A 25,422-nucleotide genomic window follows, 5' to 3' on the forward strand; every position below is an offset into this window, starting at 1 on the left:
TGTGATCGATTCTCAATAGACATGTTGATCTTTTGCTGGCACGATTCATGCCATGCAGGCGACCGAAACAGTCCGTCGTTCTTTCGGTTTCGTCACCCCGGAGGAGCCGAAAGCGACCGTGCTGGCGCCGGATGCGTTGGTGGACCTCGCGGCGGCGCGCCGTGACGCCGGCGTCGACGACGTGCTCGCCGGGCTCGACACCGATCTGGTCGGGCTGGCGCCGGTCAAGACCCGCATCGCCGAGATCGCGGCGCTGCTGCTCGTCGACCGGACGCGTGCCCGCTACGGGCTCAGCGCGCCGCAGCCCACGCTGCACATGTGCTTCACGGGTAACCCGGGGACCGGCAAGACGACCGTCGCGCTGCGGATGGCCGACCTTTTGCACAGGCTCGGTTATCTGCGCCGAGGACATCTGGTCAGCGTGACCCGGGACGACCTCGTCGGTGAATACATCGGGCACACCGCGCCCAAGACCAAGGAAGTGATCAAGCGCGCGATGGGCGGGGTCCTGTTCATCGACGAGGCCTATTACTTGTTCAAGGCCGAGAACGAACGAGACTACGGGGCCGAGGCGATCGAAATCCTGCTTCAGGTGATGGAGAACAACCGCGAAGATCTCGTCGTCATCCTGGCGGGCTACGCCGACAAGATGGATCAGTTCTTTTCGGCCAATCCCGGGATGCAAAGCCGCATCGCCCACCACATCACCTTTCCCGACTACACCGTCGACGAACTCGAGCAGATCGCGGTCCTCATGACCGGAGGGCTGGAGTACACCTTCTCCGCCGGCGGGCGAGAGGCGTTGCGCCAGTATCTAGTTCGTCGTGTCGGTCAGCCCTGGTTCGCCAACGCCCGCAGCGTGCGCAACGCGATCGAACGCGCGAGGCTTCGGCACGCCCGGCGGCTGCTCGAAAACGCGGACCCGCGTGTGGATCTGGCGGCGCTGACCACGATCGAAGCCGAGGACCTGCTGGCCAGCCGCGTGTTCGACGAAGACACCGCCAAGGCGGACGGGCCGTGACGACCAACGCCCGGTTACGCGCCCTCGTCGAACTCGCCGACACCGGGTCGGTTCGCGGGGCGGCCGAGCGGCTGGTGGTCACCGAGTCGGCGATCTCGTCGGCGCTGGGCAGCCTCAGCAACGAGGTTGGCGTCCCGCTCGTCGACCGACACGGCCGGGGCGTGCGGCTCACACCGGCCGGGCAACGCTATTCGGAGTACGCGCGCAAGATTTTGGGTTTGCATCAGGAGGCCATGCTGGCCGCGCGCGGAGAGGCCGACCCCGAGCGCGGATCGATTCGTCTCGCCGCCGTGACCACCGCCGGTGAACTGCTGCTGCCGGCGCTGCTCGCCTCGTTCACCGGCAAATATCCCGGCGTGGACTGCAAACTCGAAGTGGCCTCGAGAGCCGCGATCTGGCCCATGCTGGCCAGCCACGAAGCCGACGTCGTAGTGGCCGGACGCCCCCCGTCGGACCTCGATCAGGTTCAGGTGCGCGCCGTCAGCCCGAACACACTCGTCGTCGTCGGCCCACCCGAGGCCGCGCGGCGCTTCGACCCCGCGCACGCGACATGGCTACTGCGCGAATCGGGTTCGGGTACCCGGGCGACGACCGCCGCGCTGCTCGAGGAACTCGAGGTCACTCCCCCGCAGATGGTGCTGGGCTCGCACGGCGCGGTGATCGCCGCCGCGGTGGCGGGGCTGGGCGTGACGCTGGCGTCGCGCCAGGCGGTGCGCCGCGAGCTGGATTCGGGCGCGCTGGTCGAGCTGGCGGTGTCCGGCACGCCCCTGGACCGGCCATGGCACATCGTGACGCAGTCACCCTGCACGGGTTCGACGGAGCTGCTCATCAACCATCTGCTTGCCCATCGCGAACTCGGGTGGAGTTCGCCCGACTGAACCCCACCCAGTGGCTCACCCGGTGGGGGGATGGGCCAACGTCGTTGCCGGACTAGCCCTCCAGGTAGGTCTACCGAGGAGGAAGCATGACCACCACGCACGATCCCATCGACCACTTCCGCACCACCAACCAACACGCCGGCGAATCGTTCATCGACATCTATTGCTGGCCCGGCCTGCTGTCAATCGCGCTGGGGGTGATGTCATTGATGGGATGCGTGGCGTCGGCGGCCTACCACCACTTCGAGTGGTTGCTCACCACGGGCATCGTCGGGGCGATGGCCATCGCCGGCGGCATCGCGTGGCTCGTCGTGGAGCACCACCGAGTGATGGAAATCGAACACCTCTGGCACGCAGAGCATCCCCGCCCGTCCTAAACCGCCAGCCGGCCGGGCAGTAGCGGAACGGCCGCCTCCTTCAAGGCAATCGGGTCAAGCCCTCGCGGCACCACCGCGTCCGCCCCCGACCAGACGGCCAACCAGGCGTCGTCCGGCCGCCCGATTATCAGGACGATCGGCGGACACTGGTGCAGTTCGTCTTTGAGCTGCCTGGCCACCCCGATCCCGCCCGACGGCGACGCCTCGCCGTCGAGGATGACCAAGTCGACCTTGCCCTCCGCGGTCTCGCGGGTGACGGCGGGTTGGGTCGCCACCTCGACAAAATCCACTGGTGGCGAGCCACTTTCGGGCAGTTGACCGAGCGCCCGCCGGACCCTGGCGCGGACCTCGGAGTCGCTACTGTAAACCAGGACGCGAATCACGCGGCAAATATAGGTGATCCGACGCGCCGGCGTGAATCCCCTTGTTCGTCCCCCGAATCGGGGTGCTGGTCCGGGCATGCCATTCGTCAGCGTAGGACCACCTACTCACATGAAAGGCCGGACCCTTGAACGCGTATCTGCCGATCCTGGTTCTCGGTGGAATCGCGGCCGCGTTCGCCGTGGGTTCACTCGGCATCGCGGTGTTCGTCGGGCCCAAGCGCTACAACCGCGCAAAGTTGGAAGCCTACGAATGCGGTATCGAGCCGCATACCCAAAGAACCGATGCCACACAGCGGTTTCCGATTCGCTATTACCTGACCGCGATGTTGTTCATCGTGTTCGACATCGAGATCGTGTTCCTGTACCCGTGGGCGGTCGCGTTCGACAACCTGGGCGTGTTCGCACTGACCGAGATGATGCTCTTCATGCTGACGGTGTTCGTGGCCTACGCGTACGTGTGGCGGCGGGGAGGCCTCAATTGGGATTAGAGGAACGCGTTCCCGGTGGCATCCTGCTGTCCACCGTCGAGAAGGTGGCCGGCTACGTCCGCAAGAACTCGCTGTGGCCGGCGACGTTCGGGCTGGCGTGCTGCGCGATCGAGATGATGGCAACCGCCGGACCGAGGTTCGACATCGCGCGCTTCGGCATGGAACGGTTCTCGGCCACCCCGCGGCAGGCCGACCTGATGATCGTGGCCGGGCGCGTCAGCCAGAAGATGGCCCCGGTGCTGCGCCAGATCTACGACCAGATGGGCGAGCCGAAATGGGTGCTGGCCATGGGCGTGTGCGCCTCGTCGGGCGGAATGTTCAACAACTACTCGATCGTCCAAGGCGTCGACCACGTCGTCCCGGTCGACATCTACCTGCCCGGCTGCCCGCCCCGCCCGGAGATGCTGCTGCACGCAATCCTGAAGCTGCACGAGAAGATTCAGCAGATGCCGCTGGGCGTCAACCGCGAAGAGGCCATCGCCGAAGCCGAACAGGCCGCGCTGACCGCGAAACCGACCGTCCAGCTCGAAGGGCTGCTGCGATGACGACCGGCGGCCAGCGCCGCGGAATGTTCGGTGTCACCGGGACCGGCGACACGTCCGGCTACGGCCGGTTGCTCCACCCGGTCGTCGTTCCGGGCGGCGTCTCCCGTCCATATGGCGGCTACTTCGACGCGGTGGTCGATGCGCTTGCCGCCGCGCTGGGCGAGCGCGGCTACGCCTGCGCGATCCAGCGGGTGGAGATCCATCGAGGCGAGCTCACGCTGCACGTGCACCGCCAGGAGCTACCGGCCGTCGCCAGGGTGCTGCGCGACGATCCCCGGCTGCGGTTCGAGCTGTGCCTGGGGGTGAACGGCGTGCACTACCCGCACGACGCCGGCCGCGAATTGCATGCCGTCTATCCGCTGCTGTCGATAACCCACAACCGGCGCATCCGGTTGGAGGTCGCCGCGCCGGACGCGGATGCGCGCATCCCTTCCCTGTTCTCCGTTTATCCGACCGTCGACTGGCACGAGCGCGAGGCCTACGACTTCTTCGGGATCATCTTCGACGGTCGCCCGTCGCTCACCCGGATCCAGATGCCCGACGACTGGTTGGGCCATCCGCAGCGCAAGGACTACCCGCTGGGCGGCATCCCAGTGAAATACCACGGGGCCAGCATTCCCCCGCCGGATGAGCGCAGGGCATACACCTGATGACCGCCGACACGCTCGTCGCCGTCGGCGGCAACGACTGGGACCGCGTGGTGGCGGCGGCCCAGGAGCACGCGAGCCAGCGGCTCGTGGTCAACATGGGGCCTCAGCATCCGTCCACCCATGGGGTGTTGCGGCTGATCCTGGAGATCGAGGGCGAGACGGTCACGGCGGCGCGCTGCGGCATCGGGTACCTGCACACCGGCATCGAGAAGAACCTCGAGTTCCGCAGCTGGACCCAGGGTGTGACGTTTGTGACTCGAATGGACTATCTGTCACCGTTTTTCAACGAAACCGCGTACTGCCTCGGCGTGGAGAAGCTGCTCGGCATCAGCGACGAGATCCCCGAGCGGGCCAACGTGATCCGCGTGATGCTGATGGAGCTCAACCGCATCGCCAGCCACCTGGTGGCGCTGGCCACCGGCGGGATGGAACTGGGCGCCATGACCGCGATGTTTCTCGGCTTCCGCGAACGCGAGCTCATCCTGTCGCTCTTCGAGACCATCACCGGCCTGCGGATGAACCATGCCTACATCCGCCCCGGGGGCCTGGCCGCCGACCTGCCCGACGAGGCCATGCCGCAGCTGCGCGACCTGTTGGCGGTGCTGCCCGGGCGGCTGCGCGACATCGAGAACCTACTCAACGAGAACCAGATATGGAAGGCGCGCACCGCGGGCATCGGGTATCTGGACCTGACCGGCTGCATCGCGCTGGGCATCACCGGTCCGGTGCTGCGGGCCACCGGTCTGCCGCACGATCTGCGCCGGGCGCAGCCCTATTGCGGTTACGAAACCTACGATTTCGACGTCGTCACCGACGACCGCTGCGACTCCTACGGCCGCTACCTGATCCGGGTCAAGGAGATGCACGAGTCGCTGCGGATCGTCGAACAATGCGCGGACCGGCTCTCCCCCGGCCCGGTGACGTTGCAGGACAAGAAGTTGGCCTGGCCCGCGGATCTGGCGCTTGGGCCCGACGGCCTGGGCAACTCGCACGGCCACGTCACCAAGATCATGAGGCGCTCGATGGAGGGGCTGATCCACCACTTCAAACTCGTCACCGAGGGCATCCGCGTCCCGGCCGGCCAGGTTTACACCGCCGTGGAATCGCCCCGTGGCGAGCTCGGTGTGCACATGGTCTCCGACGGCGGCACCCGCCCCTACCGCGTGCACTACCGCGATCCGTCATTCACCAACCTGCAGGCCGTGGGGGCCATGTGCGAGGGCGGCATGATCGCCGACGCCATCGCCGCCGTCGCCTCCATCGACCCGGTGATGGGCGGGGTCGACCGGTGACGGTGTTTTTGCCGCTGGGCGCGAAACCCGACGAGCCGCGAGGCCTCGGCGGCCCAAGGTCATATGCGTCGGAAACGCGTGCCCGGCTGGCGGCCGACGCGTCCGAGATCATCAAGCGATACCCGCACAGCCGCTCCGCGTTGCTGCCTTTGCTGCATTTGGTCCAGGCCGAGGACGGCTACCTCACGGCCGCCGGTATCGAATTCTGCGCCGCCCAACTGGGTTTGACCGGCGCGGAGGTCACCTCGGTGGCCACGTTCTATTCGATGTACCGGCGCACCCCGACCGGCGACTACCTCGTCGGCGTCTGCACCAACACGCTGTGCGCTGTCATGGGCGGCGACGCGATACTTGCTGCGCTGCAGGAGCATCTGGGCGTTGAGCCCGGGCAGACGACAGAAGACGGCCAAGTCACCCTGGAGCACGTCGAGTGCAACGCCGCCTGCGACTACGCCCCCGTCGTCATGGTGAATTGGGAGTTCTTCGACAACCAGAGCCCGTCGTCGGCGCGCCGACTCGTCGACGCGCTGCGCGCCGGCCGCCCCCCCGCGCCGAGTCGCGGCGCGCCGCTCTGCACATTTCGCCAAGCCCAGCGGGTCCTCGCGGGCTGCACGCCCGAGCACGCCGACTGCACGACCGCGGGTGCGGCGACGGTGGCCGGGCTACAGGCCGCGCGGCAAAAGGGAATGGCCGCACACGGTTTGGAAGGTGAGGACTGAGATGGCGCTCACCCCTGTGCTGAGCCGCTACTGGGATCACCCGCAGTCGTGGGCGCTCGATGTTTATCGCGCGCACGACGGCTACCGGGCGCTGCAGAAGGCGCTGGCCATGGAGCCCGACGAGGTCATCGACACGGTGCAGCGCTCCGGCCTGCGCGGCCGCGGCGGCGCCGGTTTCCCGACCGGCGTGAAATGGTCGTTCATTCCGCAAGACGACGGCCCGGGCGCCAAGCCCCACTATCTCGTCGTCAACGCCGACGAGTCCGAACCGGGCACGTGCAAGGACGTTCCGCTGATGATGGCCACGCCACATGTCCTGATCGAGGGCACCATCATCGCCGCCTACGCGATCCGGGCGCGGCAGGCATTTATCTATCTGCGCGGCGAAGTGATTGCGGCGCTGCGCCGGCTGCAGGCGGCGGTGTCCGAGGCCTACGCCGCGGGATTCCTCGGCGGGGACATCCTGGGCTCCGGCTACCGGTTGGACCTGGTAGTGCACGCCGGGGCGGGCGCCTATATCTGCGGTGAGGAAACCGCGTTGCTCGATTCGCTGGAGGGCCGTCGCGGCCAGCCGCGGCTGCGGCCGCCGTTCCCCGCCGAAGCCGGGCTGTACGGGTGCCCGACCGTGGTCAACAACGTCGAGTCGCTGGCATCGGTCCCACCGATCATCCTCAACGGGGTCGACTGGTTTCGCTCGATGGGAACCGAGGACGCCCCGGGATTCACGCTGTATTCCCTTTCGGGCCACGTCAACCGGCCCGGCCAGTACGAGGCGCCGCTGGGCATCACGCTGCGCGAGCTGCTCGACCACGCCGGCGGCGTGCGCGACGGGCATCGCCTGAAGTTCTGGACGCCCGGCGGCTCGTCCACCCCGATGCTGACCGCCGACCATCTCGACGTTCCGCTCGACTACGCGGGTGTGACTTCGGCCGGGTCGATGTTGGGTACCAAGGCACTTCAGATCTTCGACGAGACCACGTGCGTGGTGCGCGCGGTGCGCCGCTGGACCCAGTTCTACGCCCACGAGTCATGCGGCAAGTGCACCCCCTGCCGGGAGGGCACGTACTGGCTCACCCAGATCTACGAGCAGCTGGAGACCGGCTCGGCAACCGCCGACGACCTGAATCTGCTGCTGAACATCGCCGACAATCTGAACGGAAAGTCGTTCTGCGCGCTGGGAGATGGGGCCGCGAGCCCGATCCTGTCGTCGGTGCAGCATTTCGCCGACGAGTACCGCGCCCACCTGACCAACGGTGGATGTCCGTTCGACCCGCGCGAGTCGATGCTGCGGTCGCCGGAACTGGCGGTGCGGCCTTGATAACGCTCACCGTCGACGGCACCAGCGTGACGGTGCCCAAGGGCACCTTGGTGATCCGGGCCGCCGAGTGCGCGGGCATCCAGATCCCGCGTTTCTGCGACCACCCCCTGCTGCAGCCGGTCGGGGCCTGCCGGCAGTGCTTGGTCGAAGTCGAGGGCCAGCGCAAGCCGATGGCGTCGTGCACCACCGCGGCGGCCGACGGCATGGTGGTGCGAACCCAGCACACGTCCGTGGCCGCGGCGAGCGCGCAGCAGAGTGTGATGGAATTGTTGCTGATCAACCATCCACTGGACTGCCCCGTGTGCGACAAGGGCGGGGAATGCCCGCTGCAGAACCAGGCAATGTCCAACGGCCGGGCGGAATCCCGCTTTCACGGCGTGAAGCGGACGTATCCCAAGCCGGTCAGCATCTCGTCGCAGGTGCTGCTGGACCGCGAACGATGCGTGCTGTGCGCGCGCTGCACCCGGTTCGCCGAACAGATCGCCGGCGACCCGTTCATCGAGCTGTTGGAACGCGGCGCGGACCAACAGGTGGGCATTTACGCGACCGAGCCCTTCGAATCGTACTTTTCCGGCAACGCCGTACAGATCTGCCCCGTCGGCGCCCTCACCGGCAGCTCCTACCGGTTTCGGGCGCGCCCATTCGACCTGGTGTCCAGCCCCACCGTCTGCGAACACTGCGCGTCGGGGTGCGCTCAACGAACCGACCACCGGCGCGGAAAAGTCTTGCGCCGCTTGGCCGGCGACGACCCGAAGGTCAACGAGGAGTGGAATTGCGACAAAGGACGCTGGGCGTTCACCCACCTGCGGCAACCCGACCGGATCACGACTCCGTTGATCCGCGGGGCCGACGGCACCTTGGAGCCGGCTTCGTGGTCGCGGGCATTGCGGGTCGCGGCCACCGGGTTTCGCGACGCCTACACGCGAACCGGCGTTCTCACCGGGGGCCGCGTCACGTGGGAAGACGCTTATGCGTACGCGAAATTCGCGCGACTGGCCTTGGGAACCAACGACATCGACTTTCGCGCCCGTCCGCACTCCGCTGAGGAAGCCGACTTCTTGGCGGCGCGCATCGCGGGCAAGCCGATGACCGTGACATACGACGACCTGGAGGCGGCGCCCCTCGTCCTACTCGTGGCGTTCGAGCCGGAGGAGGAATCACCGATCGTCTTCCTGCGCTTGCGCAAGGCCGCCCGCGCCCGGGGGCTGCCGGTGTACTCGATCGCGCCGTTCACCACCCGCGGCCTGACCAAGATGGCGGGCACGCTCTTGCGGGCCGCGCCCGGTGCGGAACCCCTCGTCCTCGACGAGCTGCATCGCGGGCGGCTGGCTGCCCAGCTGCGCCAAACGGGCGCGGTGATCATGGCCGGAGAACGCCTGGCGTCCGTGCCCGGAGCGTTTTCGGCGGTGTGCCGGCTGGCCGATGCCACCGGCGCGCGGGTGGCGTGGGTGCCGCGGCGCGCGGGCGAACGCGGCGCACTCGAGGCCGGCGCGCTGCCGAATCTGTTGCCCGGCGGCCGCCCCGGCGGTCAGCCCGGCCGCGACACCTCGCGAATCCTGGCCGCCGCGATCGACGGCGCACTGGATGCCCTTTTGGTCGGCGGCGTGGAGGTCGCGGACCTGCCCAAACCGCATGTCGCCCGCGAGGCGCTGTCGCGGGTGAACTTTCTGGTCAGCCTGGAGCTGCGCCGCAGCGACGTCACCGAGCACGCCGATGTGGTACTTCCGGTCGCGCCGGTCACCGAAAAGTCCGGGACATTTCTCAATTGGGAAGGGCGACAACGGTTCTTCCCGGCGGCGCTGGGCGACTCCGGGGCGCTGACCGACCTGCGGGTGCTCGGCGCGATCGCCGCGGAGATGGGCGTCGGACTCGGCCTCCCCGATGCCGCCGCCGCGCACGACGAAATGCGCCGGCTCGGGACCTGGGCGGGCCCGCGCCGAGACATGCCCGAGACGCCCCCGGCCTCGCCGCCGAGCTTCGGCGCCGGCCGGGCGATCCTGGCCGGGTGGCGGATGCTGCTTGACAACGGCCGGCTGCAGGATGGCGAACCGAACCTGGCCGGAACGGCGCGGACGGCGGTCGCCCGGCTCTCGTCAGCGACCGCGTCGGAAAACGGTATGGCAGAGGGGGACCCGGTGACGGTGGAAACGGATCGGGGCGCCATCACGCTGCCGCTCGAGATTTCGGACCTGCCCGACGGGGTGGTGTGGCTTCCGATGAACTCGGGCGCCTCGGCCGTGCACGACCGGCTCGGAGTGACCTCGGGAGACGTAGTGACGATCGGAGCGCCGAGATGACCGATACCTGGTGGCTGGTCACCGCGAAGGCGGTCACCGTCTTTGCCTTCCTGCTGGTGACCGTCCTGGTGGCGATCCTGGCCGAGCGGCGGGTGCTGGCCTGGATGCAGATGCGGTGCGGACCGAATCGCGTGGGACCCGCTGGGCTGCTGCAAAGCCTGGTCGACGGCATCAAGTTGGCGCTCAAGGAAGGCATCACGCCGAGAAGCGCGGACCGGGGCGTGTACCTACTTGCCCCGGTCATCTCGGTGATCCCGGCCATCGTGGCGTTCGCCGTCATCCCGTTCGGCCCGGACGTCTCGGTCGCGGGCCACCGCACGGCACTGCAATTGACCGACCTTCCGGTGGGTGTTCTCTACGTGCTCGCCGTCGCCTCCATCGGCGCCTACGGGCTGGTCCTCGGCGGCTGGGCGTCCGGCTCCACCTATCCGTTGCTCGGCGGCCTGCGTTCCACCGCGCAGGTGATTTCGTACGAGATCGCGATGGCGCTGTCGTTCACGACGGTGTTCCTCTTCACGGGCACCATGTCGACCGCGGGCATCGTGGCGGCCCAGGGCCGCGTCTGGTATGTGCTGTTGCTGCTGCCGTCCTTCCTGATCTACGTGACCTCCATGGTGGGCGAGACCAACCGGGCGCCGTTCGACCTGCCGGAAGCCGAGGGCGAATTGGTCGGCGGGTTCCACACGGAGTATTCGTCGTTGACGTTCGCGATGTTCATGCTCGCCGAATACGTCAACATGACAACGGTTTCCGCGCTGGCCACGACGGCATTCCTCGGCGGCTGGCGCGCCCCATGGCCGATCAGCGCCTGGGCGGCCGCCAATGCCGCGTGGTGGCCGCCGCTGTGGTTCGCCGCGAAGGTATGGGGCTTTCTCTTCCTGTTCATCTGGCTGCGCGGCACCTTGCCGCGGATGCGCTACGACCAGTTCATGGCGCTGGGCTGGAAGGCGCTGATCCCGATCTCGCTGGTGTGGCTGATGATCGTCGCAACCGTACGCGGCCTGGGTGGCGGCGAGCGCACGTCGGAGTGGGCCGTCGGCGCCGGTGAGCTCTGCCTGATCGTCGGTGTTGCGCTTGCCGCGAAAGTCATTGGCAGGCAGGCGAAGCGATCTGACGTTGCGCCGCCGGCCCCCGGCTTTCCGGTGCCGCCGTTGCCGGGCCGACCCACGTTCGATCCGGTTTTCGTCATCCGTCGGGAGGAAATCGATGCCTAACACCTTTGCGGGGATCGCCGGGTTCGCCGTCACCTTCGCGGCGATGTTCAAGCGACCGGTCACCGAGCGGTATCCGGAGCGGCCGGGGCCGGTCGCCCCGCGCTACCACGGCCGCCATCGACTCAACCGCTACCCCGACGGCCTGGAAAAGTGCATCGGCTGCGAGCTGTGCGCCTGGGCCTGCCCGGCCGACGCGATTTACGTCGAGGGCGCCGACAACACCGAGGAACTGAGGTACTCGCCGGGGGAACGTTACGGCCGGGTGTACCAGATCAACTATCTGCGCTGCATCGGCTGCGGCCTGTGCATCGAGGCCTGCCCGACCCGGGCCCTGACGATGACCAACGAGTACGAGATGGCGGGCGACGCCCGCGCCGACCTCATCTGGGGGAAGGACCAGCTCCTCGAGGCACGCCAATGAACACGGTACTGTTCTGGGTCCTCGCCGCCATCGCGGTGGCCGGCGCGCTGGGCGTGGTCGTGGCCGCGAAAGCGGTCTACTCCGCGATGTCCCTGGCGATGACGATGATCGTTCTCGCCCTGTTCTACATCGCCCAGGACGCCGTGTTTCTGGGCGTCGTTCAGGTCGTGGTCTACACCGGCGCGGTGATGATGCTGTTCTTGTTCGTGTTGATGCTCATCGGCGTCGACTCCGCCGAGTCGCTGCGAGAAACCCTGCGAGGGCAGCGGATTGCGGCCATCGGTGTCGGTCTCGGCTTCGGAATCATGTTGATCGCCGGGATGGGCAACGTCGCCGGGACCCCGCTCACCGGCCTGACGCAGGCCAACGCCCGCGGCAACGTGCAGGGCCTGGCCGCGCTGATCTTCGCGCGCTACCTGTGGGCGTTCGAGCTGACCAGCGCGCTGCTGATCACCGCGGCGCTGGGCGCGATGGTGCTGGCGCACCGGGAACGGGTCGAGCCCCGCAAGACGCAACGTGAGCTTGCCCGGGAACGGTTCGGGCCCGGTGGGCACCCCACCACCCTGCCCGGCCCCGGCGTCTACGCCCGCCACAACGCCGTCGACACACCGGCGTTGCTTCCCGACGGCTCCCCCGCGCCGCAGTCGGTGTCCGCCACACTGCGGCCGCGACGCGTACCCGCGCGGGCTCCGCGGACCGCCGGAAAGTCACATCTGCGCCTGCTGACACCAGGACCGAGTGTCGGCACCGACTGGATCGACGCATGGGCGGACGGCGCCGAAAAGAACGGCCGATCATGAACCCGGCAAACTACATCTACCTGTCCGCGCTGTTGTTCACCATCGGCGCCGCGGGAGTGCTGTTGCGGCGCAACGCGATCGTGATGTTCATGTGCGTCGAGCTCATGCTCAACGCGACCAACCTGGCGTTCGTCGCGTTTTCCCGCGTGCATGGAAACCTCGACGGCCAGGTGGTGGCGTTCTTCACCATGGTCGTTGCCGCAAGCGAGGTGGTGATCGGCCTCGCCATCATCATCACCATCTTCCGAAGCCGTCGCTCGGTCTCGGTCGACGACGCCAGTGTGCTGAAACACTGAGGCCGACAACATGACTCCGGTGTGGCCGGTAATCGCGCTCCCGCTGGCGGGCGCCGCGATCCTTCTGCTCGCGGGCCGTCGCTGGAACGCGAGGGGCCATCTGCTGGCATGCGCGACGGCGGTCGCGTCGTTCGGATTGGGCACGGCACTTTTCGCCGAAATGGCCTGCCGCGACGCCGAACACCGGGTCGACCACGAGACATTGTTCTGCTGGGTGCCGGTGGCCGCGCTTCGGGTGGACTTCGGTCTGCAGCTCGACCAGCTGTCCGTCTGCTTCGTGCTGCTGATCACGGGCGTCGGTTCACTGATCCACGTTTACTCGATCGGCTATTTGGCCGAGGATCCCGGACGCCGACAGTTTTTCGCGTATCTCAACCTGTTCGTGGCCGCGATGCTGCTGCTCGTGCTTGCCGACAATTACCTGGGGCTCTACGCCGGCTGGGAGGGCGTGGGCCTGGCCTCTTACCTGTTGATCGGGTTCTGGTCGGAAAGGCCGTCGGCGGCGACCGCCGCCAAAAAGGCTTTCGTGGTCAACCGGGTCGGCGACCTCGGCCTGGCCGTCGCAGTGATGATGATGTTCGACCACCTCGGGTCCGTCTCGTTCGCCGCCGTCTTCGCCGGTGCACCGCGGCTCGGCACGGGCGCGCTGACGGCGCTCGGCCTGCTGATGCTGTTGGCCGCCTGCGGGAAGTCCGCTCAGGTTCCGTTGCAGTCGTGGCTGGGCGACGCGATGGAGGGCCCCACGCCGGTGTCGGCGCTCATTCACGCCGCGACGATGGTGACCGCCGGGGTGTACCTGATCGTGCGGTCGGGCCCCGTGTTCAACCTCGCCCCGACGGCGCAAACGGCCGTGGCGGTCGTCGGCGCGGTGACGCTGATTTTCGGCGCGGTCGTCGGCTGCGCGAAGGACGACATCAAGAAGGCGCTTGCGGCCAGCACCATGTCGCAGATCGGCTACATGGTGCTGGCCGCCGGGTTGGGGCCGGCCGGCTACGTCGTCGCGATCATGCACCTGCTGACGCACGGCTTTTTCAAGGCAGGGCTGTTTCTCGGCGCAGGGTCGATGATGCACGCGATGAACGACGAGGTGAACATGCGCCGCTACGGCGGGCTGCGCACAGCCCTGCCGGTCACATTCACGACGTTCGGGCTGGGATATCTGGCGATCTTGGGCGTGCCGCCGTTGGCCGGGTTCTTCTCCAAGGACGGGATCATCGAGGCGGCGCTCGGCGTCGGCGGCGCAGAGGGTTTCGCGCTCGGCGGCGCGGCGATCCTGGGCGCGGGCGTCACGGCCTTCTATATGACCCGGGTCATGCTGATGACGTTCTTCGGGGAAAAGCGTTGGGCAGCGGGCGTTCGGCCGCACGAGCCCGTCGCGCTGATGACGTGGCCGATGATCGTGCTGTCGGTGGGCTCGGTGGTGTCCGGCGCCGCGTTGGCGATCGGTGGGACGCTGCGGCACTGGCTGGAGCCGGTCACCGGCTTTGACGAGGCTGTTCACGCCGCTCCCCCGGCCGGCATCGTCACCGCGGTGATTTTGGCGGTCGTCGCCGCGGGCGTCGCCGTTGCCTGCCGCAGGTATGCGACTAACCCCGTGCCCGCACCGGCGCCGACCGGGTCGGCTCTTACCGTCGCGGCCCGGAACGACCTCTACGGTGACGCGTTCAACGAACGGGTCTTCATGCGCCCCGGCGCTCAGCTGGCCCGCGCGTTGACGGAGATCGACGACCGGGGCATCGACGGGGCCGTAGGAGCGCCGCGGCGCTGACGACCCGAGCGTCGGTTCGCTTGCGGCGGTGGCAAACCGGGTTCGCGCGTTCCTATGCCCTGTCCATGCTGGCCGGTGCGGTCCTGGCGGTCGCCGCCGTGTTGGTGGTGAGGGCGTGGTGAGTGACTTGCCGTGGCTGACCGCCCTGTGGCTGGCCCCCGCCATCGGTGCCTGCACCGTGCCGCTGGTGCCGCGTTCCCGACCAACCGCGGTGAAGTGGGCGGGCCTTGGTGTGGCGCTGATCGTCCTGGCCTTGGCCGCCGTGCTGGTGGGCCGGTTCGACAGCGGCGGCGCGCAATACCAGTTCGTCGAATCTCACCGGTGGATACCGGCTTTGGGGGCCGGCTACACGGTCGGGCTCGACGGCATCGCGCTCGTGCTGGTGGGGCTGACCGCCGCGTTGGTGCCATTGCTGATCATCGCGGGATGGAACGACGCCGGCGATCGCCCGATGGCGACCCACACCTACGTCGCGCTGATGCTGGCCGTCGAATCCTTGGCGCTCCTCTCGTTCGTCGCGCTCGACGTCGTGCTCTTCTACGTCGCCCTCGAGGCGACGTTGGTTCCGTTGTATGTCCTGATCGGTCGATTCGGTGGGCCTCGGGGTTCGTCGGCCGCTCTGAAGTTCCTGCTATACAACCTGTTCGGCGGCCTGGTCATGCTCGCCGCGGTCGTCGGCCTTTACGGGCTCGCCACGCCGGCCGGGATAGCGACCTTGGACATCCGCGACCTGCTGAGCGCCGCGCACGCCACGGATCCGGTGGTCCAGCAGCTGTTGTTCCTCGGTTTCATGATGGCGTTCGCCATCAAGGCACCGCTGTGGCCGTTCCACACCTGGCTGCCCGGAGTGGCGACGTCGGCGACCCCCGCGACGGCCGTGCTGATGATGGCGGTCGTGGACAAGGTCGGCACCTTTGGGATGCTGCGCTACTGCCTGCAGCTTTTCCCCGGCGCGGCAATACATTTCCGGCCGCTGATCATCACCCTGGCGGTGATCGGCATCGGCTACGGCGCCGTTGTGGCGATCGGCCAGAGCGACCTGATGCGCCTCATCGCGTACGCGTCGATAAGCCACTACGGGTTCATCATTTTGGGGATCTTCGCGATGACGAGCCAGGGCGAGTCCGGCTCGGCTCTGTACATGGTCAATCACGGCGTCTCGACCGCCGCGCTGTTCCTGATCGCCGGGTTCCTGGTGTCGCGCAAGGGCACCCGCGCGATCGCGGACTACGGCGGCGTGCAGAAGGCCGCGCCGGTGCTGGCGGGCACCTTTCTGGTGGCCGGGCTCTCGGCCCTGGCGCTACCCGGCCTGGCCCCGTTCGTCAGCGAATTCCTGGTCCTGATCGGCACCTTCACGCGCTACCCGCTGGCAGCGGTCGCCGCGGTCGTCGCCCTGGTGCTGTCGGCCGTCTACATACTGTGGATGTATCAGCGAACCATGACCGGTCCCGTCAAGGCGGGTGCCGACCGCCTGCGTGACCTGGTGCCGCGTGAGGTCACGGTCGTGGCGCCGCTCATCGCGCTCCTGCTCACGCTGGGCGTCTACCCGAAAGTCGCTCTCGACGTGATCAATCCGGCCGTCGCGCACACACTGACCAGCGTCCCGGAAGTGACAGCGAAGTGACCGTTGGCGTGCCGAGCGTCGAGTACGCGCGGCTTTCCCCCATGCTCATCGTGTTCGGTGCCGCCGTCGTGGGCGTCGTCGTCGAAGCCGCGCTGCCGCGCGGCCGTCGGTATGCCGCGCACCTCGCCTTGGCCTCGGGTGCCCTCGTCGCGGCTTTCGCCGCGGTGGTTCTGGTCGCCGGCCGGCCCGGCGGCGCCGTCATGGGATCGGTGATGGCCGACGGGCCCGCGTTGTTCTTTCAGGGCGCCGTCGTGGTCCTCGGCATGGCCGCCCTGGCGCCGATCGCGCAGGGTCGCCTTGCCGCCTTCGCGCACCAGGGCTCCGCCGTGCCCGGCGGCCCGGAAGAGCGGCGGCTCGCGGGGCGCGGGATCATCCAGACCGAGGTCTTTCCGCTGTTTATGCTCGCCGTCGGCGGCATGCTGGTGTTCAGCTCGGCGGCGGACCTGCTGACGGTCTTCGTTGGGCTGGAAGTGCTTTCGCTGCCGCTGTATCTGCTGTGTGGCCTTGCGCGACACCGGCGGTTGCTGTCCCAGGAAGCGGCGCTGAAGTATTTTCTCCTGGGAGCGTTTTCGTCGGCGCTGCTGTTGTACGGCGTCGCACTCCTATACGGATACGCCGGGACGCTGACGTTTTCGGGTATCGGCGGCGCGGTGGCGGCCCGCGGCGGCCAGACATCGCTGGCGCTGACCGGAGTCGGGTTGCTGATGGCCGGGTTGCTGTTCAAGGTCGGCGCGGTCCCGTTTCATTCGTGGGTTCCCGACGTGTACCAGGGTGCCCCGACCCCGATCACCGCGCTGATGGCGGCGGCGACGAAAATCGCCGCGTTCGCCGCCCTGGCGCGGGTCTGCTACGTGGCCCTGCCCAACCTGGTGCTCGACTGGCGGCCCGTCCTCTGGGCAGTGGCTGCGCTCACCATGGTCGTCGCGGCGGTGCTCACCGTGACCCAGACCGACATCAAGCGCCTGCTCGCCTATTCCTCGGTGGCCAACGTCGGGTTCCTGTTGCTCGGGTTTTCCGGGACCGAGGCCGGGTTCGCCGCGACGATGTTCTATCTGGCCGCATACTCGGTCAGCACGATGGGCGCCTTCTCGTTGGTCACCATGATCCGGCAGCCGAACGGCGAGGAAGTGCCGGAAACGTTGCACTGGGCGGGATTAGGGCGGCGCTCGCCGGCGGTCGCCGGCGCAATGTCGCTTTTCCTCCTGGCGATCGCCGGCATCCCGCTCACCAGCGGGTTCGTCAGCAAGCTCGCGATCTTTCAGGCCGCCGCGAGCCAGGGCGCGGTCGGGCTCGTTGTCGTCGGCGCGGTGAGCAGTGCGATAGCCGCGTTCGCGTATGCCCGCGTCATCATGACGATGTTCTTCCATGAACCGAATTCGCATACGCCGCAGTTGCATTCGCCGGCGCCAATTACGGCGGTGTCCGTCGCCGTGGCGGCGGCGGCGACGGTGCTGCTCGGTGTCGTGCCGCAACCGCTGTTTGATCTGGTGGCTCAGACGAGCCAGTTCCTGCCCTGAGGAGCGCGCGTCACAAGCGGGCGCCGACCAGTGCGACGAGGTCGATGAGGCGGTTGGAGTAGCCCCATTCGTTGTCATACCAGGACACCACCTTGGCCTGGTTGTCGATGACCTTGGTCAGCCCGGAGTCAAAGATCGAGCTGTGCGGGTCGGTGACGATGTCGGCCGACACGATCGGGGCGTCGTAGTACTTCAGGATGCCCTTGAGGCGGCCCTCCGCGGCGGCCTTGAACGCGGCGTTGATGTCCTCGGCGCTGGCCGCCTTGGCCAGCTCCACGGTCAAATCGGTCACCGAGCCGGTCGGGATCGGCACCCGCAACGCATACCCGTCCAGCTTGCCCTTGAGCTCGGGCATCACCAGCCCGATCGCCTTGGCCGCCCCGGTCGAGGTCGGCACGATGTTCAGCGCCGCCGCCCGCGCCCGACGCAAGTCCTTGTGCGGACCGTCCTGCAGGTTCTGATCCTGGGTGTAGGCGTGGATGGTCGTCATCAACCCCTTGACGATGCCGAACTCGTCCTGCAAGACCTTGGTCACCGGCGCCAGGCAGTTCGTCGTGCACGAGGCGTTGGAGATGATGTTCTGGCTGCCGTCGTACTTATCGTCATTGACCCCCAACACGATGGTGATGTCGGGATCGGTGGCCGGCGCGGAGATGATCACCTTCTTGGCCCCGGCGTCCAAATGGCCCTTGGCCTTGGCCGCGTTGGTGAACAGCCCGGTGGACTCCACCACCACGTCCACACCCAAATCGCTCCACGGCATCGCCGCGGGACCCTCGCGCACCTCGAGCGCCTTGATCCGCCGCGTGCCCACCACGATGGTGTCCTCGCCCTCCAGGCTCACGTCATCGGGCAACCGACCCAAAATCGAGTCGAACTTGAGTAAATGCGCCAACGTGGCGTTATCGGTGATGTCATTGACCGCCACCACCTCGACATCGGCCGTCCCCGCCTCCTGCTGAGCCAGCAACGCCCGGTAGAAATTGCGTCCGATACGGCCGAAGCCGTTAATACCCACTCGGACCGTCACATGTGCCTCCATCGATCGTTCACGTCATCGGAATGCCATGGTCTTCCGACGCTTTCGCCAGTGCATCCCCCAGTCAGGGGGCAATTCTGAGGGCTGAACACCCGACCACCCCGACAACCCCCCATCGGGGGCGTCCGCGGCGGGCGCCGCGCGACAACAATCGACGCAACGTTGTCGAAAGGAGCCGAAATGTCCCGCACCGCCGCGGCTATCCACGGTCCCGCACGCGCACACCACGCTCCGATGGCCGGCGATCGGGTGCGTGTGGCGTCCGGTGTGTTCGGCCGTCTGGGGCGAATCCGCTCAACCTCGCCCGGCCATGTGCTGGTCGAATACGACGCGGGCGGCCGTGAGGTGGTCGATCCGACGCGGCGCGCGCTGTGGGTCGTCGGCCGTGCCTGAGGTGATCGAGCCACGGCCCGCGCGTCGGTTCGGCGATCGTGGGCACGTGGCACGACGCCGGTTGAAGCCGCACCAGCGACGCGAACACCTGCTCGATGAAGGCGCAGCATTGTTCGCGGAAAAACCATACGAAGATGTCTGGATGGAGGACATCGCCGCACGCGCCGGTGTCTCGAGAGCGACTTTGTATCACTATTTTGCGAGCAAGCGGGACATCTATGTAGCGATATTCGAGCGCGCTAGTGGCCGGTTTCTGGCACGCGTGAGTCCTGATCCGCACTTGCCGCTGGCCGAACAGCTTGCCATCGCGCTCGACGCCCACATCCAATCGTTTGTCGATCATCCCTTCGAAGCCGTCACGATCAACCGCGGCGCATTGTCGGACGACCCGGCGATCCAGGCGATCATCGCCGAGGAGCTCAACATCGTGGGCCGGCGCCTGGTCAATGAGCTTGTCGCGGAGGGACATCTGCGCGATGCCGTCGAGATCGCCGTCGAGGGCTGGTTGGCATTCGTCCGCGCGGCCTGCGTGAAATGGATTCAGTCACAGAATATCTCGCGAGTGGACCTCACCGACATGTGTCTACGGGCGTTCGAGTGCGCTGTCGGTACCCCACAAGCCGCGTTCGTGTACGGATCGGCCGGATATGCGGCGTCCGGAGACTACACCGCCGCCCTGACCGCTGACGTCGTCGACGGCGTGGCATGGTGAGGGCACCAAGACCGTGGCCTCGGTGATTCACACCGACTGAAGTTCGCCGCGCAGCCGCACCGCGGCCCCGTTGGCGGCGACCCGCTCGACCAGCGCGGCCTGCCCGTCGGCGACGCGGTCCGGGTCCCCGCGCCAGGCCGAAAGCGCCGGCGACACCAGAGCCCGGCCGAAGGAGAACGTCAACGGCCAAGGCGTCTGATGTTGCTGCATCGCCGCGAGATTGGCGGTCGCCCGCTCGGGTGACTGGCCGCCGGACAGGAAGGCCACACCAGCGAGATCGCCCGGCCACGCCCGCAGCACGCCCACGGTGAAGTCGGCCACCTCGGCCGGGGTCGATTGCCGGGCGTAGCCCTCGCCTTCGAGGACCATGTTCGGCTTGAGGACGATGCCGGCCAAATCGACGTTGAGCAGCGCGAGTTCGGTTCGCACCGCGGTGTGCACCCAACCGGTCACTTCCCGGCAGACGCCCCGGTTGTGGCTACCGTCCATGAGCACCTCGGGCTCGACGATCGGCACCAGTCCGGCCCCCTGGCAGGCTGCGGCGTAGCGCGCAAGGGAGTTGGCGTTGGCCCGGATCGCGCCACGGCTGGGCGTGGCGTCGGTTATCGTGAACACCGCCCGCCACTTGGCGAATGCCGCGCCCATCTCCGCGTACTCGGCCAGCCGGGCAGGCAACCCGTCCAGCCCCTCGGTGACCGTCTCCCCGGGCAGCCCCGGGCACGGTTTGGCGCCGGTGTCCACCTTGATGCCGGGCAGGATGCCCAACCCGCGCACCGCCTCGGCGAACGGTGTTCCGTCGCTGAAGCTCTGGCGGAGGGTTTCGTCGCAGACGATGATGCCCGACACGCTCTCGGAGAGACCGGGCGCCGTGGCGAGGAGTTCGCGGTAGAGGCGCCGGTTTTCGGCGGTCGGTTCGACGCCGGCCTCTTGGAGCCGCTTCGACATGGTGGCGATGCTTTCGTCGGCAGCCAGAATCCCCTTGCCGAGCTCCATCATTCGCGCGGCGGTCTGTCGACAGGTCGTCATTCGGTGGTGCCCCTTCTGCTACGTGGTCGTGTGTTGGAAGCTATCCGGGCCGAAGCGCCCGGACCTCACCAACCTGGTGGATGCACCGGGTGAGTTAGTCAAGTGATAGCTTCAGTTTCAATGGCGGATTCTCAATAGACATGTTGAGAATTGGCTGGCAGCATTCCGGACATGACAGATCGATGGAACGCCGGCGTCATTCCTTACGCCGAAATGGGTTATTGGCAACCGGATTACGTCCCGAAGGACTCGGATGTCCTGTGCGCCTTCAGGATTACACCGCAACCGGGTGTTCCGCCGGAGGAGGCCGGCGCCGCGGTCGCCGGTGAGTCGAGCACCGCGACGTGGACGGTGGTCTGGACGGACCGGCTGACCACATTCGAGCACTATCAAGCCAAGTGCTACCGGGTGGACGCGGTGCCGAACACGCCGGGGCAGTGGATCGCGTGGATCGCCTACGACCTGGATCTGTTCGAGGAAGGGTCGATCGCGAACCTGACCAGTTCGATCATCGGCAATGTGTTCGGCTTCAAGCCGCTCAAAGCTCTTCGCCTGGAAGACATGCGTATTCCGACCCAGTACGTCAAGACCTTCCAGGGCCCCGCGCACGGAGTGGTGATGGAGCGCGAACACCTGAACAAGTTCGGGAGGCCGCTGTTGGGCGCAACCACCAAGCCGAAGCTCGGGCTTTCGGCGCGCAACTATGGCCGCGTCGTCTACGAGGCCCTGCGCGGCGGGCTCGACTTCACCAAGGACGACGAGAACATCAACTCGCAGCCCTTCATGCGCTGGCGCGATCGATTCCTGTTCTGCATGGAGGCCGTCAATCGCGCGCAGGCGGCCACCGGCGAGATCAAGGGCCACTACCTCAATGTCACCGCCGGCACCATGGAGCAGATGTACGAACGAGCCGATTTCGCCAAGGAACTCGGTTCGGTGATCGTGATGATCGACCTGACCATCGGATACACCGCGATCCAGTCGATGGCCAACTGGGCGCGCGCCAACGGTGTGCTGCTGCATCTGCACCGCGCCGGGCACGGCACCTACACCCGCCAGAAGACCCATGGGGTCAGCTTCCGGGTGATCTCCAAGTGGATGCGGCTGGCCGGCGTCGACCACATCCACGCGGGAACCGTGGTGGGCAAGCTGGAGGGCGACCCGCACGCCATCGCCGGCTTCTACGACACGCTGCGCCTCGACCACATCCCGGCCGACCCAATCAAGGGCCTGTATTTCGACCAGGATTGGGCGTCAATGCCCGGCGTGATGCCTGTCGCCTCCGGCGGCATCCATGCCGGCCAGATGCACCAGCTGCTGCATTACCTGGGCGAGGACGTCATCCTGCAATTCGGCGGCGGCACCATCGGTCATCCGATGGGCATCGCCGCGGGCGCCGAAGCCAACCGCGTCGCCCTGGAGGCAATGATCAAGGCGCGCAACGAGGGTCGCGACTACTACAAGGAGGGGCCCGAGATCCTGAAGAAGGCCGCCTCCAGCAACCGCGCCCTCGACACCGCGCTGGCCACCTGGGGTGACATCTCGTTCAACTACGAATCGACCGACACGCCCGACGTTGTCGCGACGCCAACACTCTCCTGAACCAGATCGGAAACTGAAATGCGTATCACCCAAGGCACCTTCTCCTACCTACCGGACTTCACCGACGACGAGATCACGGCCCAGATCAACTATGCGTTGGACAACGATTGGCCGCTCTCGGTCGAGTTCACGGACGACCCGCATCCGCGCAACGTGTATTGGGAGATGTGGGGCCTGCCGATGTTCGACCTCAAGGACGCGGCGGGTGTTCTGTTGGAAGTCAACGCCTGCCGAAGCGCCTATCCCACCGCATACGTCCGCCTCAACGCGTACGACGCCCGCCTGGGCCGGCAGACCACCGCGTTCTCGTTCATCGTGCAGCGTCCCGCCGACGAGCCGGGTTTCCGGCTCGATCGCGCCGAGGGATCTGACCGGCGCATCGGGTACACCACCTTCGCCTACGCCACCCGGCAGCCGCCGGGTCACCGCTACGCGGACTGATGGCCCACCCGTCGTCGACCGCGGATCACGAATATGTCTGCGCCGCCGACACACTCGACGGATTTCGGGTGCCGGTGAGGCTGAGCGGTCCTGACGGGGGCCGGGTGGTCATCATGCTGGACGAGGTGCCGGGCGGGCAGGACGCCTATGACGCCGTCCGCGATCGGCTGCATGTCGCGACGTTCCGGACGCTGACGATCCCCGCCCACCCCGACCTGAGTCCGAAGTCGGTGATCCGCATCCTGGACCAGTTCGAGGTGGACAGCGCGCTGCTGGTCGGCGACCGCAGCGGGGGCGAGTTGGCGTGGAGCCTGGCCGCGAGCCAGCGGGGGCGGTTCACGGGCTTGGTTGTCATCGACTGCGGCCACCCGCGCGTGCCGGACCTCGACGGTTCGGTCCGCGAAAAGGACTGCGGCCCCGTCGAAGTCGACACCACCGCCCTGGTCAGTTCCCGCACGGCCGACGCCGTGGCCCGGGCGAGCCGGCGATACGTGCACGGAGAGTTTCGCCTGGTGGACCTCGCCGGCCCGCGGAATTCGCGCCACTTCACCGCCCAGCTCGCCGCCGAAATCGTCGTTCGCGCGCTGTGCCGCTGAACAGAGTCCGCTTAATCTTCGGCCAGCCCGCTCCACCGCTGCTCGATGCGGGCGAAGCGCCAAACTAGCAGCGCGACGGCCCATGTCAACGCGAACAACCCGACGATGATGAAGCCGACCGTATTCAAATCGATGCCGCGCAACCATTCCCAGAAGTCGCCCGTCAACCCGAGCTGGTCGGCAAGCACCCCGACCAGCTCGACGCTGCCGACGATGAGCGCCACCCCCGCCGACAGCGCGGTGATGGTGATGTTGTAGTAGACCTTGCGCGCGGGCCGGGAAAATGCCCAGCCATAGGCGAAGTTCATGAACGAACCATCGATCGTGTCGAGCAGGCTCATGCCGGCCGCAAACAACACCGGCAGGCACAGAATGGCGTACCACGGCACGCCCGCCGCGGCGCTGCTGCCGGCCAGCACCAGCAGCGCAACCTCGGTCGCGGTATCGAAACCCAGGCCGAACAACACTCCGAGCGGGTACAACTGCCATGGGCTGCGAATGGATTTTGTGAAGCGTCGCAGGAACCGGGCCGCCAGCCCGCGGTTGTTCAACTGCCGCTCCAACTCGCCTTCGTCGTATATGCCCCGCCGCATCCGGCGGAAAATCCGAACGATCCCCACGAGCACCGCGATGTTGATGCCGGCGATCAGATAGAGGAAGACGCCGGACACTGTGGTTCCGAAAAGGCCCGCGTACCTATGCAGTGTCGAGGCGTCGTTCAGGACAGGCCCGCTCAGCGTTCTGATGCCTATCGACAGCAACAGGGCCACCACGAACACCACCGTCGAATGTCCCAGCGAGAAAAAGAATCCCGTGGTCAGCGGGCGCTGCCCGTCGCTCATCAACTTTCGGGTGGTGTTGTCTATCGCGGCGATGTGATCCGCATCGAAGGCATGCCGCAGGCCGATCATGTATGCGGTGAGACCCACGCCGACGCCCAGCGCCCGGCCGCCGACGCTCAGGTGCTGCGGCACCACAAACGCGATCAGGACCAACCATCCGGTGAGATGCAGCGCGATGACAACACCGGCCATGGCCGCCACGTGCGCCCACTCGCGCCGGGACAACGCCGTTCGCCAGGATGGTGTAGTCACGGTCGATCAGCGGCTCACCAGATCCGCGTTGCGGAGCTCCGCGTTTCGCCGGTCGACCAGCCGCAGGATCATCGGGGTGAAGATGAGCTGCATCGCCAAATCCATTTTGCCGCCCGGACACACGATCGTGTTCGGGCGCGACATGAACGAGTCGTGCAGCATCGCCAGCAGATAGGGAAAGTCGATGCCGTGCGGATCGCGAAACCGGATGATCAGCATCGATTCGTCCGCCGTCGGGATGGTCCTGGCGATGAACGGGTTCGACGTGTCGACCACCGGAACGCGCTGAAAGTTGACGTCGGTATTGGAGAATTGCGAACAGATGTAGTTCACGTAGTCAGGCATCCGGCGCAGGATGGTGTCGGTGACCGCCTCTGACGTGTAACCGCGAACGTTCTTGTCGCGGTGAAGCTTTTGAATCCACTCGAGGTTGATCACCGGTACCACGCCGATGCGCAGGTCCGCATGGCGGGCGACGTCCACCGTTTCCGTAGTGATCGCACCGTGCAGCCCTTCGTAGAAGAGCATGTCCGTACCCTCGGGGATCTCCTCCCAGGCCGTGAAGGTGCCGGGTGGCTGGCCGTACGGTTTGGCTTCCTCGTCGTCGTGCAGGTATTTGCGGAACTTGCCGGTCCCCGCTTCGCCGTACGTCCGGAACAATTCCTCGAGGTCCTCGAAAAGGTTTGCCTCCGGGCCGAAGTGGCTGAAGGCGTGGTCACCACGGGCGTGGGCGTCGGCGATCGCCTCCTTCATGCCGAGGCGATCGAAACGGTGAAAACTGTCGCCCTCCACATAGGCGACGTTGACGCCTTCGCGACGGAATATCTGCTGGAAGGTGCGCATTACCGACGTCGTGCCCGCTCCCGACGAGCCGGTCACCGAGACGATGGGATGCCTGCGTGACATGACGC

At 67.0% G+C, this 25,422-nt stretch carries 25 protein-coding genes and 2 pseudogenes; 22 read left to right on the plus strand and 5 right to left on the minus strand.

What is annotated here, in order from left to right; translation table 11 throughout:
• Positions 1 to 52: 52 nt before the first annotated feature.
• The 3 genes from cbbX (at position 53) to usfY (ending at position 2,276) form a co-directional block, all read left to right on the plus strand.
• Entirely contained in the window at positions 53 to 1,021 is a 969-nt protein-coding gene (gene cbbX / locus A5712_RS14815; RefSeq protein WP_068106414.1) for a CbbX protein, read from the plus strand.
• A complete protein-coding gene (locus A5712_RS14820; RefSeq protein WP_068106416.1) occupies positions 1,018 to 1,899 on the plus strand; it encodes a LysR family transcriptional regulator in 882 nt (293 codons plus the stop codon). Before cbbX ends, A5712_RS14820 begins: the two co-directional genes overlap by 4 nt.
• A gap of 86 nt (positions 1,900 to 1,985) precedes the next feature.
• Positions 1,986 to 2,276, plus strand: a complete 291-nt coding sequence (gene usfY / locus A5712_RS14825) for a protein UsfY (RefSeq protein ID WP_068106419.1) — start codon at positions 1,986 to 1,988, stop codon at positions 2,274 to 2,276.
• On the opposite strand, the gene A5712_RS14830 is transcribed toward usfY, so the two are convergent.
• The gene (locus A5712_RS14830; RefSeq protein ID WP_369830393.1) at positions 2,273 to 2,659 is read right to left on the minus strand and encodes a hypothetical protein; all 387 of its coding nucleotides are present in this window, start codon (positions 2,657 to 2,659) and stop codon (positions 2,273 to 2,275) included. The two genes, usfY and A5712_RS14830, sit on opposite strands and share 4 nt — an antisense overlap.
• A 125-nt stretch (positions 2,660 to 2,784) precedes the next feature.
• Between A5712_RS14830 and A5712_RS14835 the strand changes: the two genes are divergently transcribed.
• From A5712_RS14835 to nuoN, 14 genes and pseudogenes are all read left to right on the plus strand, one after another.
• On the plus strand, positions 2,785 to 3,147 hold the full coding sequence (locus A5712_RS14835) for an NADH-quinone oxidoreductase subunit A (RefSeq protein ID WP_068106422.1): 363 nt from the start codon (positions 2,785 to 2,787) through the stop codon (positions 3,145 to 3,147).
• On the plus strand, positions 3,138 to 3,692 hold the full coding sequence (locus A5712_RS14840) for an NADH-quinone oxidoreductase subunit B family protein (RefSeq protein ID WP_068106424.1): 555 nt from the start codon (positions 3,138 to 3,140) through the stop codon (positions 3,690 to 3,692). The genes A5712_RS14835 and A5712_RS14840 overlap by 10 nt, the downstream gene beginning before the upstream one ends.
• Positions 3,689 to 4,342 carry an NADH-quinone oxidoreductase subunit C gene (locus tag A5712_RS14845; RefSeq protein ID WP_068106426.1) on the plus strand — a complete coding sequence of 218 codons (654 nt, stop codon included), beginning with the start codon at positions 3,689 to 3,691 and terminating at the stop codon, positions 4,340 to 4,342. Before A5712_RS14840 ends, A5712_RS14845 begins: the two co-directional genes overlap by 4 nt.
• The gene (nuoD, locus tag A5712_RS14850; RefSeq protein ID WP_068106430.1) at positions 4,342 to 5,634 is read left to right on the plus strand and encodes an NADH dehydrogenase (quinone) subunit D; all 1,293 of its coding nucleotides are present in this window, start codon (positions 4,342 to 4,344) and stop codon (positions 5,632 to 5,634) included. The genes A5712_RS14845 and nuoD overlap by 1 nt, the downstream gene beginning before the upstream one ends.
• Positions 5,631 to 6,353: an NADH-quinone oxidoreductase subunit NuoE gene (nuoE, locus tag A5712_RS14855; RefSeq protein ID WP_068106434.1), complete on the plus strand. Its 723-nt coding sequence runs from the start codon at positions 5,631 to 5,633 to the stop codon at positions 6,351 to 6,353. Before nuoD ends, nuoE begins: the two co-directional genes overlap by 4 nt.
• 1 nt (position 6,354) lies before the next feature.
• Positions 6,355 to 7,671 (plus strand): NADH-quinone oxidoreductase subunit NuoF, encoded by a 1,317-nt coding sequence (gene nuoF / locus A5712_RS14860; RefSeq protein ID WP_068106438.1) that lies wholly within the window; start codon positions 6,355 to 6,357, stop codon positions 7,669 to 7,671.
• Positions 7,611 to 9,968 carry an NADH-quinone oxidoreductase subunit G gene (locus tag A5712_RS14865; RefSeq protein ID WP_068106440.1) on the plus strand — a complete coding sequence of 786 codons (2,358 nt, stop codon included), beginning with the start codon at positions 7,611 to 7,613 and terminating at the stop codon, positions 9,966 to 9,968. Before nuoF ends, A5712_RS14865 begins: the two co-directional genes overlap by 61 nt.
• The gene (nuoH, locus tag A5712_RS14870; protein WP_068106442.1) at positions 9,965 to 11,182 is read left to right on the plus strand and encodes an NADH-quinone oxidoreductase subunit NuoH; all 1,218 of its coding nucleotides are present in this window, start codon (positions 9,965 to 9,967) and stop codon (positions 11,180 to 11,182) included. The genes A5712_RS14865 and nuoH overlap by 4 nt, the downstream gene beginning before the upstream one ends.
• A pseudogene (gene nuoI / locus A5712_RS14875) lies at positions 11,175 to 11,588 on the plus strand (NADH-quinone oxidoreductase subunit NuoI); the annotation flags it as partial. The gene nuoH and the pseudogene nuoI, both read left to right, overlap by 8 nt.
• A gap of 11 nt (positions 11,589 to 11,599) precedes the next feature.
• The gene (locus A5712_RS14880) at positions 11,600 to 12,403 is read left to right on the plus strand and encodes an NADH-quinone oxidoreductase subunit J (protein WP_082973448.1); all 804 of its coding nucleotides are present in this window, start codon (positions 11,600 to 11,602) and stop codon (positions 12,401 to 12,403) included.
• A complete protein-coding gene (gene nuoK / locus A5712_RS14885) occupies positions 12,400 to 12,699 on the plus strand; it encodes an NADH-quinone oxidoreductase subunit NuoK (RefSeq protein WP_068106540.1) in 300 nt (99 codons plus the stop codon). Before A5712_RS14880 ends, nuoK begins: the two co-directional genes overlap by 4 nt.
• A 10-nt stretch (positions 12,700 to 12,709) precedes the next feature.
• Positions 12,710 to 14,589, plus strand: a pseudogene (gene nuoL, locus A5712_RS14890) (NADH-quinone oxidoreductase subunit L).
• Positions 14,583 to 16,091: an NADH-quinone oxidoreductase subunit M gene (locus tag A5712_RS14895; RefSeq protein ID WP_068106444.1), complete on the plus strand. Its 1,509-nt coding sequence runs from the start codon at positions 14,583 to 14,585 to the stop codon at positions 16,089 to 16,091. Before nuoL ends, A5712_RS14895 begins: the two are co-directional and overlap by 7 nt.
• Positions 16,088 to 17,608 (plus strand): NADH-quinone oxidoreductase subunit NuoN, encoded by a 1,521-nt coding sequence (nuoN, locus tag A5712_RS14900; RefSeq protein ID WP_068106445.1) that lies wholly within the window; start codon positions 16,088 to 16,090, stop codon positions 17,606 to 17,608. Before A5712_RS14895 ends, nuoN begins: the two co-directional genes overlap by 4 nt.
• Positions 17,609 to 17,618: 10 nt before the next feature.
• Here nuoN and gap read toward each other — a convergent pair whose 3' ends face one another.
• Entirely contained in the window at positions 17,619 to 18,638 is a 1,020-nt protein-coding gene (gene gap, locus A5712_RS14905) for a type I glyceraldehyde-3-phosphate dehydrogenase (RefSeq protein WP_068106447.1), read from the minus strand.
• A gap of 189 nt (positions 18,639 to 18,827) precedes the next feature.
• Here gap and A5712_RS31360 point away from each other — a divergent pair, with 189 nt between their 5' ends.
• Positions 18,828 to 19,040 carry a hypothetical protein gene (locus A5712_RS31360; protein WP_068106450.1) on the plus strand — a complete coding sequence of 71 codons (213 nt, stop codon included), beginning with the start codon at positions 18,828 to 18,830 and terminating at the stop codon, positions 19,038 to 19,040.
• Entirely contained in the window at positions 19,033 to 19,752 is a 720-nt protein-coding gene (locus A5712_RS14915; protein ID WP_197519394.1) for a TetR/AcrR family transcriptional regulator, read from the plus strand. Before A5712_RS31360 ends, A5712_RS14915 begins: the two co-directional genes overlap by 8 nt.
• Positions 19,753 to 19,779: 27 nt before the next feature.
• Here A5712_RS14915 and A5712_RS14920 read toward each other — a convergent pair whose 3' ends face one another.
• Positions 19,780 to 20,778 carry a class I fructose-bisphosphate aldolase gene (locus A5712_RS14920; protein ID WP_068106457.1) on the minus strand — a complete coding sequence of 333 codons (999 nt, stop codon included), beginning with the start codon at positions 20,776 to 20,778 and terminating at the stop codon, positions 19,780 to 19,782.
• 171 nt (positions 20,779 to 20,949) lie between these two features.
• Between A5712_RS14920 and A5712_RS14925 the strand changes: the two genes are divergently transcribed.
• Genes A5712_RS14925 through A5712_RS14935 form a run of 3 tightly spaced genes read left to right on the plus strand, consistent with a single transcriptional unit; the run spans position 20,950 to position 23,417 of the window.
• A complete protein-coding gene (locus tag A5712_RS14925; RefSeq protein ID WP_068106460.1) occupies positions 20,950 to 22,380 on the plus strand; it encodes a form I ribulose bisphosphate carboxylase large subunit in 1,431 nt (476 codons plus the stop codon).
• A gap of 18 nt (positions 22,381 to 22,398) precedes the next feature.
• Positions 22,399 to 22,821 (plus strand): ribulose bisphosphate carboxylase small subunit, encoded by a 423-nt coding sequence (locus A5712_RS14930; protein WP_068106463.1) that lies wholly within the window; start codon positions 22,399 to 22,401, stop codon positions 22,819 to 22,821.
• A complete protein-coding gene (locus tag A5712_RS14935; RefSeq protein WP_068106466.1) occupies positions 22,821 to 23,417 on the plus strand; it encodes an alpha/beta fold hydrolase in 597 nt (198 codons plus the stop codon). The genes A5712_RS14930 and A5712_RS14935 overlap by 1 nt, the downstream gene beginning before the upstream one ends.
• A gap of 11 nt (positions 23,418 to 23,428) precedes the next feature.
• On the opposite strand, the gene A5712_RS14940 is transcribed toward A5712_RS14935, so the two are convergent.
• Complete coding sequence (locus A5712_RS14940) at positions 23,429 to 24,511, minus strand: HoxN/HupN/NixA family nickel/cobalt transporter (protein WP_369830394.1); 1,083 nt, start codon at positions 24,509 to 24,511, stop codon at positions 23,429 to 23,431.
• Between the two features lie 6 nt (positions 24,512 to 24,517).
• Complete coding sequence (locus A5712_RS14945) at positions 24,518 to 25,417, minus strand: phosphoribulokinase (protein ID WP_068106472.1); 900 nt, start codon at positions 25,415 to 25,417, stop codon at positions 24,518 to 24,520.
• Positions 25,418 to 25,422: the final 5 nt, after the last annotated feature.

The sequence above is a fragment of the Mycobacterium sp. E2327 genome (assembly GCF_001672675.1).
Lineage (GTDB): Bacteria > Actinomycetota > Actinomycetes > Mycobacteriales > Mycobacteriaceae > Mycobacterium.